The 15,258-nt window shown below is 71.4% G+C and carries 13 protein-coding genes; 5 read left to right on the forward strand and 8 right to left on the reverse strand.

All coding sequences use genetic code 11. The annotated features are described in order from the left end of the window. Together VFH10_RS03550 and rpsO are read right to left on the reverse strand one after the other, a co-directional pair. Window positions 1-2,111, reverse strand: a 2,111-nt coding sequence (locus VFH10_RS03550; RefSeq protein WP_325125995.1) for a polyribonucleotide nucleotidyltransferase, incomplete at its 3' end; no start/stop codon positions are given. Window positions 2,112-2,413: 302 nt separating this feature from the next. Beyond that, entirely contained in the window at window positions 2,414-2,689 is a 276-nt protein-coding gene (gene rpsO / locus VFH10_RS03555) for a 30S ribosomal protein S15 (RefSeq protein ID WP_325125996.1), read from the reverse strand. Window positions 2,690-2,988: 299 nt separating this feature from the next. On the opposite strand from rpsO, the gene VFH10_RS03560 reads away from it, so the two are divergent. Beyond that, a complete protein-coding gene (locus tag VFH10_RS03560; protein WP_325125998.1) occupies window positions 2,989-5,109 on the forward strand; it encodes a molybdopterin-dependent oxidoreductase in 2,121 nt (706 codons plus the stop codon). Here VFH10_RS03560 and ptsP read toward each other — a convergent pair. Next, entirely contained in the window at window positions 5,099-6,805 is a 1,707-nt protein-coding gene (gene ptsP / locus VFH10_RS03565; RefSeq protein ID WP_325126000.1) for a phosphoenolpyruvate--protein phosphotransferase, read from the reverse strand. The two genes, VFH10_RS03560 and ptsP, sit on opposite strands and share 11 nt — an antisense overlap. A gap of 85 nt (window positions 6,806-6,890) precedes the next feature. On the opposite strand from ptsP, the gene VFH10_RS03570 reads away from it, so the two are divergent. The 4 genes from VFH10_RS03570 to VFH10_RS03585 are packed head-to-tail and all read left to right on the forward strand — an operon-like array spanning window position 6,891 to window position 10,988. After that, a complete protein-coding gene (locus tag VFH10_RS03570; protein WP_325126002.1) occupies window positions 6,891-7,658 on the forward strand; it encodes a DeoR/GlpR family DNA-binding transcription regulator in 768 nt (255 codons plus the stop codon). After that, window positions 7,655-8,626 carry a 1-phosphofructokinase family hexose kinase gene (locus VFH10_RS03575; RefSeq protein ID WP_325126004.1) on the forward strand — a complete coding sequence of 324 codons (972 nt, stop codon included), beginning with the start codon at window positions 7,655-7,657 and terminating at the stop codon, window positions 8,624-8,626. The genes VFH10_RS03570 and VFH10_RS03575 overlap by 4 nt, the downstream gene beginning before the upstream one ends. Further along, complete coding sequence (locus VFH10_RS03580) at window positions 8,623-10,707, forward strand: fructose-specific PTS transporter subunit EIIC (RefSeq protein WP_325126006.1); 2,085 nt, start codon at window positions 8,623-8,625, stop codon at window positions 10,705-10,707. The genes VFH10_RS03575 and VFH10_RS03580 overlap by 4 nt, the downstream gene beginning before the upstream one ends. Before the next feature lie 23 nt (window positions 10,708-10,730). Then, window positions 10,731-10,988, forward strand: a complete 258-nt coding sequence (locus VFH10_RS03585; RefSeq protein ID WP_325126007.1) for an HPr family phosphocarrier protein — start codon at window positions 10,731-10,733, stop codon at window positions 10,986-10,988. 71 nt (window positions 10,989-11,059) lie between these two features. Here the strand turns inward: VFH10_RS03585 and VFH10_RS03590 are convergent, their stop codons facing one another. The 5 genes from VFH10_RS03590 to VFH10_RS03610 form a co-directional block, all read right to left on the reverse strand. Further along, the gene (locus tag VFH10_RS03590; RefSeq protein WP_325126009.1) at window positions 11,060-12,073 is read right to left on the reverse strand and encodes a hypothetical protein; all 1,014 of its coding nucleotides are present in this window, start codon (window positions 12,071-12,073) and stop codon (window positions 11,060-11,062) included. Further along, complete coding sequence (locus tag VFH10_RS03595; RefSeq protein WP_325126011.1) at window positions 12,070-13,011, reverse strand: bifunctional riboflavin kinase/FAD synthetase; 942 nt, start codon at window positions 13,009-13,011, stop codon at window positions 12,070-12,072. The genes VFH10_RS03590 and VFH10_RS03595 overlap by 4 nt, the downstream gene beginning before the upstream one ends. 27 nt (window positions 13,012-13,038) lie before the next feature. After that, window positions 13,039-13,923 (reverse strand): tRNA pseudouridine(55) synthase TruB, encoded by an 885-nt coding sequence (truB, locus tag VFH10_RS03600; protein WP_414689831.1) that lies wholly within the window; start codon window positions 13,921-13,923, stop codon window positions 13,039-13,041. Beyond that, window positions 13,920-14,384, reverse strand: a complete 465-nt coding sequence (rbfA, locus tag VFH10_RS03605; RefSeq protein WP_325126013.1) for a 30S ribosome-binding factor RbfA — start codon at window positions 14,382-14,384, stop codon at window positions 13,920-13,922. Before rbfA ends, truB begins: the two co-directional genes overlap by 4 nt. Window positions 14,385-14,582: 198 nt before the next feature. Beyond that, window positions 14,583-15,258 (reverse strand): translation initiation factor IF-2 (locus tag VFH10_RS03610; RefSeq protein WP_325126015.1); only part of this gene is annotated, 676 nt, incomplete at its 5' end.

The following is a 15,258-nucleotide window of genomic DNA, read 5'->3' on the forward strand; positions in this document are numbered from 1 at the left end:
TGGCCCACGGAGAGCACGTCCTCGACGGCCTCGACGCGCTTGCCGCCGGCCAGGGCGCGGAGCTTGCTGATGTGCAGCAGGCCGTCCTTGCCCGGGAGCAGCGAGACGAACGCACCGAAGTTCGTCGTCTTCACGACCGTGCCCAGGTACCGCTCGCCGACCTCGGGCATCGTCGGGTTCGCGATGCCGTTGATGATCGTGCGGGCGGCCTCGGCCGACTCGCCGTTGGTGGCGCCGATGTAGATCGTGCCGTCGTCCTCGATGCTCAGCGACGCACCGGTGTCGTCCTGGATCTGGTTGATCACCTTGCCCTTGGGGCCGATGACCTCACCGATCTTGTCGACGGGGATCTTCACGGTGATGATCCGCGGCGCGAGCAGCGACATCTCCTCGGGCGTGTCGATGGCCTCGGCCATCACGTCCAGGATCGACAGGCGCGCGTCCTTGGCCTGGGTCAGCGCGGCGGCCAGGACCTCGGCGGGGATGCCGTCGAGCTTGGTGTCGAGCTGCAGCGCCGTGACGAACTCACGCGTGCCGGCGACCTTGAAGTCCATGTCGCCGAACGCGTCCTCGGCGCCGAGGATGTCGGTCAGCGCGACGTACTCGGTCTTGCCGTCGACCTCGTCGGAGATGAGACCCATCGCGATGCCGGCGACGGCGGCACGGAGCGGCACACCGGCCTGCAGCAGCGACATCGTGGACGCGCAGACCGAGCCCATCGAGGTCGAGCCGTTGGAGCCCATCGCCTCGGAGAGCTGGCGGATGGCGTAGGGGAACTCGTCGCGCGTCGGCAGCACCGGCAGCAGGGCGCGGCGCGCGAGCGCACCGTGCCCGACCTCGCGGCGCTTCGGCGAGCCGACCCGGCCGGTCTCACCGGTGGAGAACGGCGGGAAGACGTACTTGTGCATGTAGCGACGCGTCTTCTCCGGGGAGAGCGTGTCGAGCTTCTGCTCCATGGTCAGCATGTTGAGGGTGGTGACGCCCAGGATCTGGGTCTCGCCACGCTCGAACAGCGCCGAGCCGTGCACGCGCGGGATCACGCCGACCTCGGCGGACAGGGTCCGGATGTCGGTGAGCCCGCGGCCGTCCATGCGGATCTTCTCGCGCAGCACGCGCTCGCGGACGAGCTTCTTGGTCAGCGAGCGGAACGCCGCGCCGACCTCCTTCTCGCGACCCTCGAACTGCGCGCCGACCTTCTCCAGCACCGTCTCCTTGACGGAGTCCAGCGCGGCCTCGCGCTCGAGCTTGCCGGTGACGGCGAGCGCGGGGGTCAGGTCCGCGGTCGCGGCGGCCTCGACGGCGGCGTACACGTCGTCCTCGTAGTCGAGGAAGATCGGGAACTCCTGGACCGGCTTGGCGGCCTGCTTCGCGAGCTCGGCCTGGGCCTCGCACAGCTGCTTGATGAACGGCTTCGCGGCGTCCAGACCGCTGGCGACGACCTCCTCGGTCGGGGCCTGGGCGCCCGACTCGACGAGCTGCCAGGTCTGCTCGGTGCCCTCGGCCTCGACCATCATGATCGCGACGTCACCGGTCTCGGTGACCCGGCCCGCGACGACCATGTCGAACACGGCGTTCTCGAGCTGGCTGTGGTTGGGGAACGCGACCCACTGGCCCTCGATCAGGGCGACCCGTACGCCGCCGACCGGGCCGGAGAACGGCAGGCCGGAGAGCTGGGTGGACAGCGACGCGGCGTTGATCGCGAGGACGTCGTAGGGGTGGTCGGGGTCGAGCGCCATCACCGTGATGACGACCTGGACCTCGTTGCGCAGACCCTTCTTGAAGGTCGGACGCAGCGGGCGGTCGATCAGGCGGCAGGTGAGGATCGCGTCCTCGCCGGGACGACCCTCGCTGCGGAAGAACGAGCCGGGGATCTGGCCCACGGCGTACATCCGCTCCTCCACGTCGATGGTGAGCGGGAAGAAGTCGAAGTTGTCACGCGGGTGCTTGCCGGCCGTGGTGGCCGACAGCAGCATCGTCTCGTCGTCGAGGTAGGCGGTGACGGAGCCGGCCGCCTGGCGGGCCAGCAGCCCGGTCTCGAACTTGACGGTGCGCTTGCCGTGCTTGCCGTTGTCGAGAACCGTCTCGACCTCGTAGATCTCGGGTCCCTCCATGGGGTTCCCCTTTCCGGTATTCGTTCCAGATGTGTCCGGAGCGAGCACGCGGGGCGCCTTCGGTATTGGGGGCCGGTCTTCGATCGAGGCCCGCAGGTGCGACCGCGCGATGCGGTCGAGTCCCTGAAGGCCACTACCGAGGACCGGGGCCCTAGACGTCCGCGGTCGCTCCCACTTGAGAGTGGTGCAGTGTTCAGTTGTGGGGTTCCGCTGTGGTTCAGTTGTGCCGGTCAGACCCTAGCGAGGGTCCCCCGGATGTGGCAGGAGCGGCACCCCCGGGTGGGAATGCCGCTCCGCGAGCCTCAACGGCGCAGACCGAGCCGCTCGACGATGGAGCGGTAGCGGTTGATGTCTTCCTTCTGCATGTAGTTCAGAAGGCGACGGCGCTGACCGACGAGGAGCAGCAGGCCACGACGACTGTGGTGGTCGTGCTTGTGCTCCTTGAGGTGCTCGGTCAGGTGGCTGATCCGGTGGCTGAGCAGCGCGACCTGGACCTCGGGCGAGCCGGTGTCGCCGTCCTTGGTTGCGTACTCGGCGATGATCTTCTTCTTGGTCTCCGCGTCGGTACCAGTGGCCACGCGCAGCTCCCTTCGGTTCTCGTTGCGCGGCGCGCCGGGGCCTGTTCACCCGGGCACTCTCAGTCCGCGGCCGTTCTGACGGCAGGTTGAAGGACTGCCACCCTGCTGGGGAGCAGCCAACCGCACAAGGCTATCCCAGCGGGTGTCCGTTCTCCCAATCGAGCGGGGGGCGGGGGACCCAATTACCACGGTCCCGTGGTAATCCACCCCTTCCCGGTGTGAACTCTCCACGGGAAGGGCCAGATTGCCACGGGGAGTGACCCATCCTCGCCGCACGGCCCCGGTGCGAGACTGCACCCATGGAGCGACGGCTGGGCGTGTGCAACCTGTGCGAGGCGATCTGCGGCCTGGTGATCACCCTCGACGGCGACCGGATCACCGACGTCCGCGGCAACCCCGACGACCCGCTGTCGCGCGGGCACGTCTGTCCCAAGGCGATCGCGCTGCAGGACATCCACGAGGACCCGGACCGGCTGCGCAGGCCGGTACGCCGGGTCCCGGCGGGCCCGACCGCCGGCGACGGCGACCGCTGGCAGGAGATCTCCTGGGACGAGGCGCTCGACCTGGTCGCCGACAAAATCGCGCGCACCGTCAACGAGCACGGCCGCGACGCCCTCGCGGTCTACCTCGGCAACCCCAACGTGCACAGCCTCGGCTCGATGACCCACGGCACCGCGATGGTGAAGACACTGCGCACCCGCAACAAGTACAGCGCCACCTCCGTCGACCAGCTCCCCCACCAGCTGCTGGCGCACCTGCTCTACGGCCACCAGCTGCTGCTCCCGATTCCCGACATCGACCGCACGCGGTACTTCCTCGTCCTCGGCGGCAACCCGATGGCCTCCAACGGCAGTCTGATGACGGTGCCCGACTTCCCCGCGCGGCTCCGCGCCCTCAAGGCGCGCGGCGGGCGGATGGTCGTGCTCGACCCGCGTCGCACCGAGACCGCCAAGGTCGCCGACGAGCACCACTTCGTGCGCCCGGGCTCCGACGCGTTCGCGCTGCTCGCCCTGCTGCACGTGGTGCTCGACGAGGACCTCGCCACCGTGCCGTCGTACGTCGACGGCGTCGAGGCCGTGCGGGCCGCGGTAGCGCCGTTCACGCCCGAGCGGGCCGAGGCGATGAGCGGCGTACCCGCCGACGTCGTACGCCGGATCGCCCGTGACGTCGCGACGGCCGACGGTGCCGCGGTCTACGGGCGCATCGGTGTCTCGGTGCAGGAGTTCGGACTCGTCGCGCAGTGGGCGGTGCAGGTCCTGAACGTCCTGACCGGCAACCTCGACCGTCCGGGCGGCGTGATGTTCACGCGCCCCGCGATCGACGCGGTCGGCCGGCGGTTCATCGGACGCGGCCACCACGACGTGTGGCGGAGCCGGGTGCGCGGGCTGCCCGAGTTCTCCGGGGAGCTGCCCGTCGCCACCCTCGCCGACGAGATCCTCACCCCGGGCGCCGGGCAGGTGCGCGCGCTGCTGACCGTCGCGGGCAACCCGGTCTCGTCCACCCCCGACGGCCGCCGGCTGGGCGATGCGATCGCCGAGCTCGACTTCGTCGCGGCCGTCGACATCTACGTCAACGAGACCACCCGGCACGCCGACGTGATCCTGCCGCCGACCACGTCGCTCGAGCGCGACCACTACGACCTGGTGTTCCACCTGCTCGCGGTGCGCAACACGGCCCGGTTCACCCCGGCCCTCTTCCCGAAGCCCGAAGGGACGATGCACGACTGGGAGATCTACCGCGAGATCGCGCTGCGCACCGCCGCACGCCTGCACCGGAAGCGACCGCTCAAGGCCCGGCTGGCGCTGCAGGCACGGATGCGGCTCTCCCCCACCCGCCTGGTCGACCTGCTCCTGCGCACCGACCGGTCACGCCTGTCCGTCCGCCGGCTGAAGAAGGCGGGCGCCGGCATCGACCTCGGCCCCCTGCAGCCGTGCCTGCCCGGGCGGCTCCAGACGAAGGAGCGGCGGATCGACCTCGCCCAGCCGCTGGTCCTCGCCGACCTGGCCCGGCTCGAGCAGGTCCGGGCTCCCGCGCCCGACGAGCTGCTGCTGATCGGGCGGCGGCACCAGCGTGACTGCAACTCGTGGATGCACAACAGCGAGCGCCTCACCAGGGGCCGGCCACGTCACCAGCTGCTCATGCACCCCGACGACCTCGCCGACCGGGGCATCGGGGACGGCGCGACGGTCACCGTGAAGAGCCGGGTCGGCAGCGTCCTGGTCGAGGTCGCCGCGTCCGACACGATGATGCCGGGCGTGGTCAGCCTGCCCCACGGATACGGTCACGGGCTCCCCGGCGTACGCATGCGCAGCGCGGTCGACCTCGCCGGCGTCTCCATCAACGACCTCACCGACCCGGAGCGTCTCGACGTCAGCGGCAACGCCGCGTTCAACGGGACCCCCGTCACCGTCACCGGCTGAGGACGTCGCGCACCGCCGCCCGCGCGGCGGCGGGGTCGCGCGCGGCGAGGGCGGCCTCGGCGGCCGCCTCGCAGGTGTCCATCGAGACCTCGGCGAGCTGGGCACCCACCGCCCTGACCGCGGCGACGGCCATCGACAGCGACGTGATGCCCATGCCCACCAGCGCGGTGGCGAGCAACGGGTCGGCCGCCGCCTCTCCGCACACGCCGACCGGCTTGCCCGCCTGGGTGCCGGCCTCGGCGGTGATCGCCACCAACGCGAGCACGGCCGGCTGCCAGGGATCGGTGAGGTGCGCCAGGTCGGAGGCCATCCGGTCGGCCGCCATCGTGTACTGGGTCAGGTCGTTGGTGCCGATCGAGAGGAAGTCGACCTCCTCGAGGAACCGGTGCGCCAGCAGGGCCGCGCTCGGCACCTCGACCATCACGCCGGCCTTGAGCCCCCGGTCACGAACCTGTCCGGCGAACTCCCGGGCCTCGTCGACGGTCGCCACCATCGGCGCCATCACCCAGGGCGTCGTGCCGGTCTGCTTGGCGGCCAGCGCGATCGCGTCGAGCTGGCGCTCGAGCAGGCCCGGGTTGCCGAACGACAGCCGCAGCCCGCGTACGCCGAGGGCGGGGTTCTCCTCCCCCTCGAGGGTGGCGAAGGCGACCGGCTTGTCCGAGCCGGCGTCGAGTGTCCGGACGACCACGTAACGGTCCTCGCCGAACGACGACAGCACCGCCGCGTAGAGGTCCGCCTGCTCCTCGACGGACGGCTCGTCCTTGCGGTTGAGGAAGCACAGCTCGGTGCGGAACAGGCCGCTGCCCTCGACCGGACCCTGGGCGGCCTTGGCTGCTGAAGCGCCGTCGGCCACGTTGGCGAGCACCTTGACCCGGGTGCCGTCGCTGGTGCGCGCCGGACCGGTCCACGCCTCCAGGGCGGCGCGCTTGTCACGGGCCTCCTGCACCCGGCGGGCGGCCTCGTCGGTGTCGGGATCGATCTCCACGTCGCCGGTCGTGCCGTCGACGAGCACGGAGGTGCCACTGCTCAGCGTCATCGCGCCGTGCACGGCCACCACGCACGGGATCCCGAGCTGCCGGGCGATGATCGCGGTGTGGCTGGTCGGGCCGCCCCTCTCGGTGACCAGGGCGAGCACCAGCTCGGCGTCGAGGCCGGCCGTGTCGGCCGGCGCCAGGTCCTCGGCGACCAGCACGCTCGGCACGTCGGGTGTGGGTACACCGGGCTCGGGCTCGCCGACGATCTCCGCGGTGAGCCGTTTCTCGAGGTCGCGCAGGTCGGTGACCCGCTCGGCCATCAGGCCTCCCATCTGGGTGAACAGCTCGGCGAACTGGTCCACGCTCCCGCGCAGGGCGACCAGCAGGTTGTCGCCGCCGTCGACGCGGCCGGCCACCGCCGCCCGCAGCCCGGGGTCGCGGGCCAGTCCGGCGGTGGCCGTCAGCACCTCGGCGGCCGATCCCTGGGTGTTCCCGGCCCGGTCGGCCAGCCGGCCGGACACGGTCGCGACGGCCGCGTCGTACGCCGCCAGGGCCTCGTCCTTCTGGTGTGAGGTCGCCTCGTAGCCGGCGACGGCATCGGGCGAGATGTCGGTGCGCGCGACCAGCACGGGACCGAACGCGACACCTGGAACTACCGGCGTACCGGTGAGCGGGGCGCCGGTTCCGGAATCGGCCGTGGGGGTGGGTGTGAGCTGCGTCATGCGGAAAGTAAACCCCGTTGTCGGCTTGACAGTCAACATATTCGGGCGTAAAACAACAGACACACAGATTCCCGAAGGAGCCGCCGTGTACGCCGAGGAACGCCAGCAAGCGATCGCCGACCTGCTCACGCAGCGCGGCCGCCTGTCGGTGAACGAGCTGGCCGACCGGTTCACGGTGACCACGGAGACCGTACGCCGCGACCTCTCGACGCTGGAGCGTGCCGGGATCGTACGCCGGGTGCACGGCGGCGCCATCCCGGCCGCCTCGCTCAGCGTCCTCGAGGTCGCGGTCAACGAGCGCGACCTCGCCCAGAGCGACCAGAAGGACCGCGTGGCCGTCGCCGCGCTCGACTTTCTCCCGCCCACCGGGGGCAGCGTGCTGCTCGACGCCGGCACCACGACCGCCCGGCTGGCCGGCCTGCTCCCGATCGACTCGACGTTCACCATCTTCACCAACGCCGTGCCGATCGCCGGCCGCCTGGCCGGCCGGCCCAACGTCGACCTGCACGTGCTCCCCGGCCGGGTCCGGCGCACCACCCAGGCCGCGGTCGGCGAGGAGACCGTCGAGGCGATCCGGCGACTGCGCACCGACGTCGCCTTCGTGGGCACCAACGGGCTGAGCGTCGCCCACGGCCTGAGCACCCCCGATGCCAGCGAGGCGGCCGCGAAGAGCGCGATGCTGCGCAGCGCACAGCGCGTGGTGGTGCTGGCCGACTCCTCGAAGATCGGCCACGAGAGCACCGTCCGGTTCGGCGACCTCGAGCAGGTCGACGTCCTGGTCACCGACGAGGGCCTGAGCCCCGACGACCGGGCCACTCTCGCGGCCCACGACATCGAGGTGGTGGTCGCATGATCGTCACCCTCACCCCGAACCCGAGCGTCGACCGCACCATCGAGCTCACCTCGACGCTCGAGCGCGGCGCCGTCCTGCGCGCCGCCGCCGTCACGTCCCAGTCGGCCGGCAAGGGCGTGAACATCTCGCGCGCCGCCGTGGCCGCCGGCGTACCCACGATCGCGGTGCTGCCCGCCGCCTCCGACGACCCCTACGTGCTCGAGCTGCTCCGCGACGGCATCGACTGCCGCCCGGAGCCGCCCGCGGGCGCGGTCCGGATGAACGTCACGATCACCGAGCCCGACGGCACCACGACGAAGATCAACTCCCCGGGCGCGACCGCCGGCCCCACGACCCTCGACCGGCTCCGCACCGCGCTCCACCAGCGCGCGGCACAGGCCCGGTGGGTGGTGCTGGCCGGCTCGCTGCCACCGGGCGCGCCCGCCGACTGGTACGCCGCCCTGGTGGCCGACCTGCGCGGGCTCGACGTCGGCATCGCGGTGGACACCTCCGACGACCCGCTCGAGGCGATCTTCGCCCATCTCGACGAGGCGGCACCGGACCTGCTCAAGCCCAACGCGGAGGAGCTGGCGTCGCTCGTGGGCGGCGACCCCGAGGCCATCGAGGCCGACCCGGCGAAGGCGGCGGCAGCGGCGCAGATCCTCGTCGACCGCGGCGTCACCTCCGTGCTCGCGACCCTGGGCGGTTCGGGCGCCGTGCTCGTCACCGGCGCCGGCGCGTGGCACGCCACCCCGCCCCCGACCACCGTGGTGAGCACGGTGGGCGCGGGCGACTCCAGCCTGTTCGGCTTCCTGCTCGGCGCGCTCCGCGACGCCGAGCCCGCCGAACGACTGCGGCTCGCCGTCGCCTACGGCAGCGCCGCAGCAGCACTACCCGGCACCACGATTCCGACACCGGAGTCGATCCACCCAGAGCTCGTCGACGTGGCCGAGCTGCCCATCCCCCTTCACGACCGAGGAACTTCATGACCAGCTCAGGCTCGATCATCACCGAGGAGCTCGTCCGCCTGGACGTCTCCCTGGGGGACGACAAGACCGCGGTGATCCGCGGTCTCGCCGACCTCGTCGCACAGGCCGGACGCACCGGCTCGCCGGGCGGCCTCACCGAGGACGCACTCGCCCGCGAGGCGACCTCCGCCACCGGCCTCCCCGGCGGCATCGCCATCCCGCACTGCCGCACCGAGCACGTCGACGTACCCACCCTGGCCTTCGCCCGCCTCGAACCCGGCACCGACTTCGGCGCCAAGGACGGCCCGGCCGACCTGGCCTTCCTGATCGCGGCGCCCGCGGGCGGCGACGCCACCCACCTCGAGGTGCTGACCCAGCTGGCCCGGGCGCTCGTGCGTCCGGACTTCACCGACGGGCTGCGCCAGGCCGAGACGCCGGCCGAGGTCGTCGCGCTGGTCGACTCGGTGGTCCGGCTGCCCGAGCCCGCCGCCGCGCCCGCCGGGGCCGCGCCCGCCGCGGCCGCCGCCCCGGGTCCGGCGACCCGGGAACGCCGCAGCATCGTCGCGGTGACCGCCTGCCCCACCGGCATCGCCCACACCTACATGGCCGCTGAGGCGCTCGAGGCGGCCGCAGAGCGGGCCGGGGTCGACATCCACATCGAGACCCAGGGCTCGGCGGGCTCCCACCCGCTGGCCCGCGACACCCTCGCCAACGCGTCGGCCGCCATCTTCGCCGCCGACGTCGGGGTCCGCGACCGCGGCCGGTTCGCCGGCCTGCCGGTCGTCGTCTCCGGCGTGAAGCGGGCCATCGACGACGGCGACGCGATGATCGCCGAGGCGCTCCGCTACGCCGACGACCCCGACGCGCCGCGCGTGGAGGGCGACGGCGCCGACGCCGACAGCGGCACCACCACGGGCACCGAGTCGTGGGGTCTGCGCATCCGCCGGGTGCTCATGACCGGCGTGTCCTACATGATCCCGTTCGTCGCCGCAGGCGGCCTGCTGATCGCGCTGTCCTTCCTGTTCGGCGGCTACGAGATCGTCGGCCCTGCGGGCGAGATTGCCACGAACAACACGATCTTCGACCTACCGAGCGTCTCCGCCAACGAGCTGGACCACGCTCTGTTCGACTCGTCGTTCTTCGCCTACCTCGGGTCGATCTGCTTCGTGCTCGGATCGACGGCCTTCAAGTTCCTCGTGCCGGCGCTGGCCGGCTACATCGCCTACGCCATCGCCGACCGCCCCGGCATCGCCCCCGGGTTCATCATGGGCGCGATCGCCATCGACCTCGGCGGCTTCGGCACCCCGCAGACCGGCTTCCTCGGTGGCATCATCGGCGGAGTCCTGGCCGGAGTCATCGCCCACTGGATCGCAGTGCGGCAGGTCCCGTCGTGGCTGCGGGGACTCATGCCCGTGCTGGTGATCCCGTTGCTCACCACCCTGGTCGCCGGGATCGTCATGGTGGTCGTCCTCGGCAAGCCCCTCGGCGCGCTCATGGACGCCCTCAACGACGGTCTCACCAGCATGGCCGAGGGTGGCGCGGGCGTGCTGCTCGGCGTGGTGCTCGGCCTGATGATGGCCTTCGACATGGGCGGCCCGCTGAACAAGACCGCCTACCTGTTCGCGACCACCGGCCTCGCGGCCGCGGCCACCGCGACCGGAGCCGCCCCGCAGCTGCTCATCATGGCTGCGGTGATGCTCGCCGGGATGGTGCCGCCGATCGCGCTCGCGTTGGCGACTGTCGTCCGCCCACAGCTCTTCACCGAGGCCGAGCGCGAGAACGGCAAGGCCGCCTGGCTGCTGGGCGCGTCCTTCATCACCGAAGGCGCGATCCCGTTCGCAGCGGCCGACCCGCTGCGCGTGATCCCCTCGATCATGGCCGGCAGCGCGGTGACCGGAGGACTGGCGATGGCCATGGACGTCACCCTGCGGGCCCCGCACGGCGGAATCTTCGTCCTCTTCGCGGTGGGCAACGTGCTGTGGTTCCTCCTGTCCCTCGCTGCCGGCGTACTCGTCGCGGCAGCCTCGGTCATCGCCCTGAAACAGTTCACCGAGAGCAAGGATGAGATCGAACAGCTCGACGATGTCGCCCTGCCGGCCTGACCAACCCCATCGAAGGAGAACCAATGCCCACCAAGACCGTGTCCGTCGGCTCCGCCGTCGGCCTGCACGCCCGCCCCGCGGCCCTCATCGCCGAGAAGGCCGGGTCGCTCGGCAGCACCGTCACGATCGGGGTGCCCGGCGGCCAGCCCGTCGACTCCAGCTCGGCCCTGCTGATCATGACGCTCGGCGCGAAGAAGGGCGACTCGGTGGAGGTGAGCGGTGACGACGAGGGTGCCGTCGACGCCATCGCCGCGATGGTCGAGGAAGACCTCGACGCCTGACCCACGGCGACAACGATTCGTCTGCGGTTCGACGGTGTAAATCACCCCAGAGTCCGCAGACGAATCGTTGTTCAGGCGCGTTTGCGCAGGGCGAGGTAGACGGCGCGGACGCCGACGGCGCGTTCGAGCTCATGCTTGATGCCGCTGAAGAACTGGTCGCGGTAGGCCTCGTCGGTCACGGCGTACACCGTGAAGTAGAGCCCCGAGAACGCGGCCAGGAAGACCGAGACCTGCAGCAGCTCGACCGACATGTTCGGCAGCCAGGCGACCGCGGTCATCTGGTCCTGCGTGGTCCAGTTCTGCTGCGTCTTGTCGGTCATGATCACCGAGCCGAAGACCAGGAAGAACACGAACACCGCCAGCGCGAGCAGGATCACCTGCACCGCCTGGGCGATCATCAGCACCAGGATCAGGTTGGCCTTCTCGAAGCTGCGCACCTTGGCCAGCCGGGTGATCTCGTCGTGGCCGTCCTCGGAGAGCAGGGCACGCGCCCGGTCCTCCAGCGGCGTACGGCGACAGGACTCGACCAGCGTCCTCTCGTCGGAGACGTCGTCGGCCTGTTCGAGCTCGTCGGGCAGCCGCACCAGCAGGAACCCGACCGCGACGGTCGCGAACAGAAGCACGGTCAGCACCATCACGGCACCGTCGAGCCGCGCGGAGACCTCCCACACCTCGGCGTTGATGAACAGGAACGTCACGAAGATCAGCAGCAGCGGCAGCGCCCGGGTGGCCATCGGCAGCAGCTGCGGGAGGCTGCGCATCGTGCGGGCGACGGCCCAGGTGGCGATCGGCCTGGCCCGGAGGGCCGTCGCGGCGTACGCGACTGCCGTCAGGCCGACGATGACCATGACCGTGGTCGGTGCCGCCGCGACGTCCTCGAACAGCCGGGCCAGGAGGATCCCCCCGACCAGCCCGACCAGCACCGTCAGCACGAGCATGAACAGCGTGCGCCGGGAGTGCAGCGCCGACCGGGCGGCGTCTCGCTCCTCCGGGACGAAGTACGGCAGCCCGTGCTGCACGAACCACCGCTCGGTGGCCCGCAGCGCCTCCGCCTTGTCCGTCGGCGCGGCCGCGTGCTCGCTCATGCGGAGGCGAGCAGGTCGCGGGTGCGTCGGACGTCGTCGTGCATCGTGGCCACCAGCGCCTCGATGCTGTCGAACCGCCGCATCCCCCGGATCCGGCCGAGGAAGGAGACCTCGACCTCGACTCCGTAGAGCTCGAGGTCGTCACGGTCGAGCACGTAGGACTCGACCCGGCGCTCGCGCTCGCCGGCGAACGTCGGGTTGGTGCCGACGCTGATCGCCGCCGGGAAGATCTCGCCGGTGTCGAGGCGGCGCAGCTCCCCGGCGTAGACGCCGTCGGTGGGAGCGGCGACGCCGAGGGCGGGCACGTTCGCGGTGGGGAATCCGAGCTCGCGGCCGCGCTTGTCGCCCTCGACCACGACGCCGCGGACGGTGAAGGGGCGGCCGAGCGCCTCCGCAGCGCCCTCGACGTCGCCGGCGGCCAGGCAGTTGCGTACGTACGTCGAGGACCACACCTGCGGGCCGCCGTCGAGCGGGATGCCCTCGGCGGTGAAGTCGAGCTCGGCGCCGAGCGTGGTCAGCGTGGACAGGTCGCCCGAGGCCCGGTTGCCGAACCGGAAGTTGGCACCGACCACGACTGCCTTCGCGTGCAGACCGTCGACGATGATCTCCCGCACGAACCGCTCCGGCGACCAGGCCGCCACCTCGCGGGAGAACGGCACGACGAGCACGTCGTCCACCCCGGCCTCGCGCAGCAGCGTCGCCCGGGAGGCGATCGTGGTCAGCGTGGGCGGTGCGTGCTCGGGCCGGAGCACGGCGATGGGGTGCGGGTCGAAGGTCACCGCGACCACGTCCAGCCCGCCGAGCTCGTCGGCCACCTCGCCGGCCCGCGCGATGACGTGCTGGTGGCCCAGGTGGACTCCGTCGAAGTTGCCGATCGTGACGACGGTGCGGCCCAGGTCGGCCGGGACGTCGTCGAGCGAGCGCCACAGGTCAGTCACGCGGAGAAGCCTCCCACACGCCTCGGGTCAGCCCGTGAACACCGCGACCGGTGCCGCGACGTCCCCGTCCTGCCGGTACAACGCCAGGAAAGTGCCCTCCGGCGCGAACACGGCGACCGGCCCGCCGGTGTGGCCCAGCTGCACGGGCAGGGCCCGGCCGAAGCCGACGTCGCGGGCACCGTCGGCGTCGAGCTGGAAGGTCGGGAAGCAGCGCCGGGCCACGTCGGAGATGTCCATCATCGACAGCTCCTCCGCGAGCTCGTCGAGGGTGTGGGCGTCGCCGAGCGTGAACGGCCCCACCGCCGTACGACGCAGCGCGGTGAGGTGCCCGCCGACGCCGAGGGCCCCGCCGAGGTCCCGGGCGATGGCCCGGACGTAGGTGCCGGCGCTGCAGCGGACCGAGAGGTCGACGTCGAGCCAGCCGCCGTCGCGTCGGACGTCGGTCACCAGCAGCTCGTGGATGGTGACCTCGCGGGCGGCGAGCCGGACGTCCTCCCCGTCGCGCACACGCTGGTAGGCGCGGCGCCCGTCAACCTTGATCGCGGACACCGCGGACGGCACCTGCTGCAGGACGCCGACGAAACCGCCGGCCGCGGAGCGCACGTCGTCCTCGGTGAGGTGCTCGGTCGACAACGACTCGCCGAGCTCACCCTCCGCGTCGTCCGTGCTCGACCCGGCGCCGAGCCGGACGGTGGCGTCGTAGGCCTTCTCGGTGAGCATCAGGTGCCCGAGCAGCCGGGTGGCCTTGTTCAGCCCGAGCAGCAGCACGCCCGTGGCCATCGGGTCGAGCGTGCCGGCGTGTCCGACCTTGCGCGTGCCGACCAGGCGGCGCACCTTGGCGACCACGTCGTGGGACGTCATGCCCGGGGCCTTGTCGACCACGAGGAGGCCGGCGTCGGCGATGCCGGTCACACCGAGTCGGACTCGTCGTCCGGCTCGTCCTCGAGCTCGTCGTCCTCGTGCGGCTTGCGGTAGGGGTCGGACTCGCCGGCGTACGTCGCCCCGGCGGCCGCGGCCGCCACCGCCGCGTCGGACTCCCGGGCCTTCGCGAGCAGGTCGTCGAGGTGCCGGGCGTTCTCGGGCAGCGCGTCGTGGATGAACTCCAGCGAGGGCGCGTGCCGCATGCCGAGCTGCTTGGCCACCTCGCTGCGCATCAGCCCCTTGGCCGACTCCAGCGCGGCCGCGGTGCCGGCGACCTGCTCCTCCTCACCGAACACGGTGTAGAAGATGGAGGCGTTCTGGGTGTCCCCGGTGACGCGGACGTCGGTCACCGTCACGAACCCGAGGCGTGGGTCCTTGATCCGGCGCTCGAGCATCTCCGCGACGATCACCTGGATCCGGTCCGCGACCTTGCGCACCCGTGGGCTGCTCATGGGGACTGCTCCTCAACGATATGGCGGTGGTTGCGTGTGGTGGTCGGGTCGGTGTCCATGCTCACCTCTCGCAGCTGGGCATCCGTCCGGCAGTCAGGACCCTCCCTGCCGGGGGTTGGTGAGAGGTCAGTTGCACGATCGCTTCGCTCCGCGCAACGGACCCCTCACCAACCTCGCTCTAGCTCGCCCAGGGGCTCGCTACGAGCGCGGGATCTCACGCATCTCGAAGGCCTCGACGACGTCGCCCTGCTTGATGTCGTTGTAGCCCTTGATGACCAGACCACACTCGAAGCCCTCGCGGACCTCGGCGGCGTCGTCCTTCTCCCGTCGCAGCGAGGACAGGTCGGCGCTCTCCACGACGACGGCGCCGTCGCGGATGAGCCGCACCTTCGCGTTGCGGCGGATGACCCCGCTGGTGACCATGCAGCCGGCGATGTTGCCGATCTTCGACGAGCGGAAGATCTCGCGGATCTCGGCCTGGCCGAGCGAGACCTCTTCGTACTCGGGCTTGAGCATCCCCTTGAGGGCCGCCTCGATCTCCTCGATCGCCTGGTAGATGACCGAGTAGTAGCGGATCTCGACGCCCTCCTTGTCGGCCATCTCCGTCGCCTTGCCCTGGGGCCGGACGTTGAAGCCGATGATGATGGCGTCGGAGGCCGCGGCCAGGTCGACGTTGGTCTCGGTGATCGCACCGACACCGCGGTCGATGACCCGCAGGCTGACCTCGTCGCCGACGTCGATCTTGGCCAGCGAGTCCTCGAGGGCCTCGACCGAGCCGGACACGTCGCCCTTCAGGATCAGGTTCAGCTCCTGGGTCTCGCCCGACTCCATGGACTTCATGAAGTCCTCGAGCGTGCGGCGGACGCGGCGCTTG

The organism is Nocardioides sp. (assembly GCF_035697785.1).
Classification (GTDB): Bacteria; Actinomycetota; Actinomycetes; order Propionibacteriales; family Nocardioidaceae; genus Nocardioides_B.

Bases quoted from the DNA above. Each gene is read 5' to 3' on its own strand.
- VFH10_RS03580 (WP_325126006.1), top strand. From the start codon at position 8,623: ATGACCAGCTCAGGCTCGATCATCACCGAGGAGCTCGTCCGCCTGGAC.
- VFH10_RS03560 (WP_325125998.1), top strand. From the start codon at position 2,989: ATGGAGCGACGGCTGGGCGTGTGCAACCTGTGCGAGGCGATCTGCGGC.
- ptsP (WP_325126000.1), bottom strand. From the start codon at position 6,805: ATGACGCAGCTCACACCCACCCCCACGGCCGATTCCGGAACCGGCGCC.
- VFH10_RS03585 (WP_325126007.1), top strand. From the start codon at position 10,731: ATGCCCACCAAGACCGTGTCCGTCGGCTCCGCCGTCGGCCTGCACGCC.
- rbfA (WP_325126013.1), bottom strand. From the start codon at position 14,384: ATGAGCAGCCCACGGGTGCGCAAGGTCGCGGACCGGATCCAGGTGATC.
- VFH10_RS03590 (WP_325126009.1), bottom strand. From the start codon at position 12,073: ATGAGCGAGCACGCGGCCGCGCCGACGGACAAGGCGGAGGCGCTGCGG.
- VFH10_RS03575 (WP_325126004.1), top strand. From the start codon at position 7,655: ATGATCGTCACCCTCACCCCGAACCCGAGCGTCGACCGCACCATCGAG.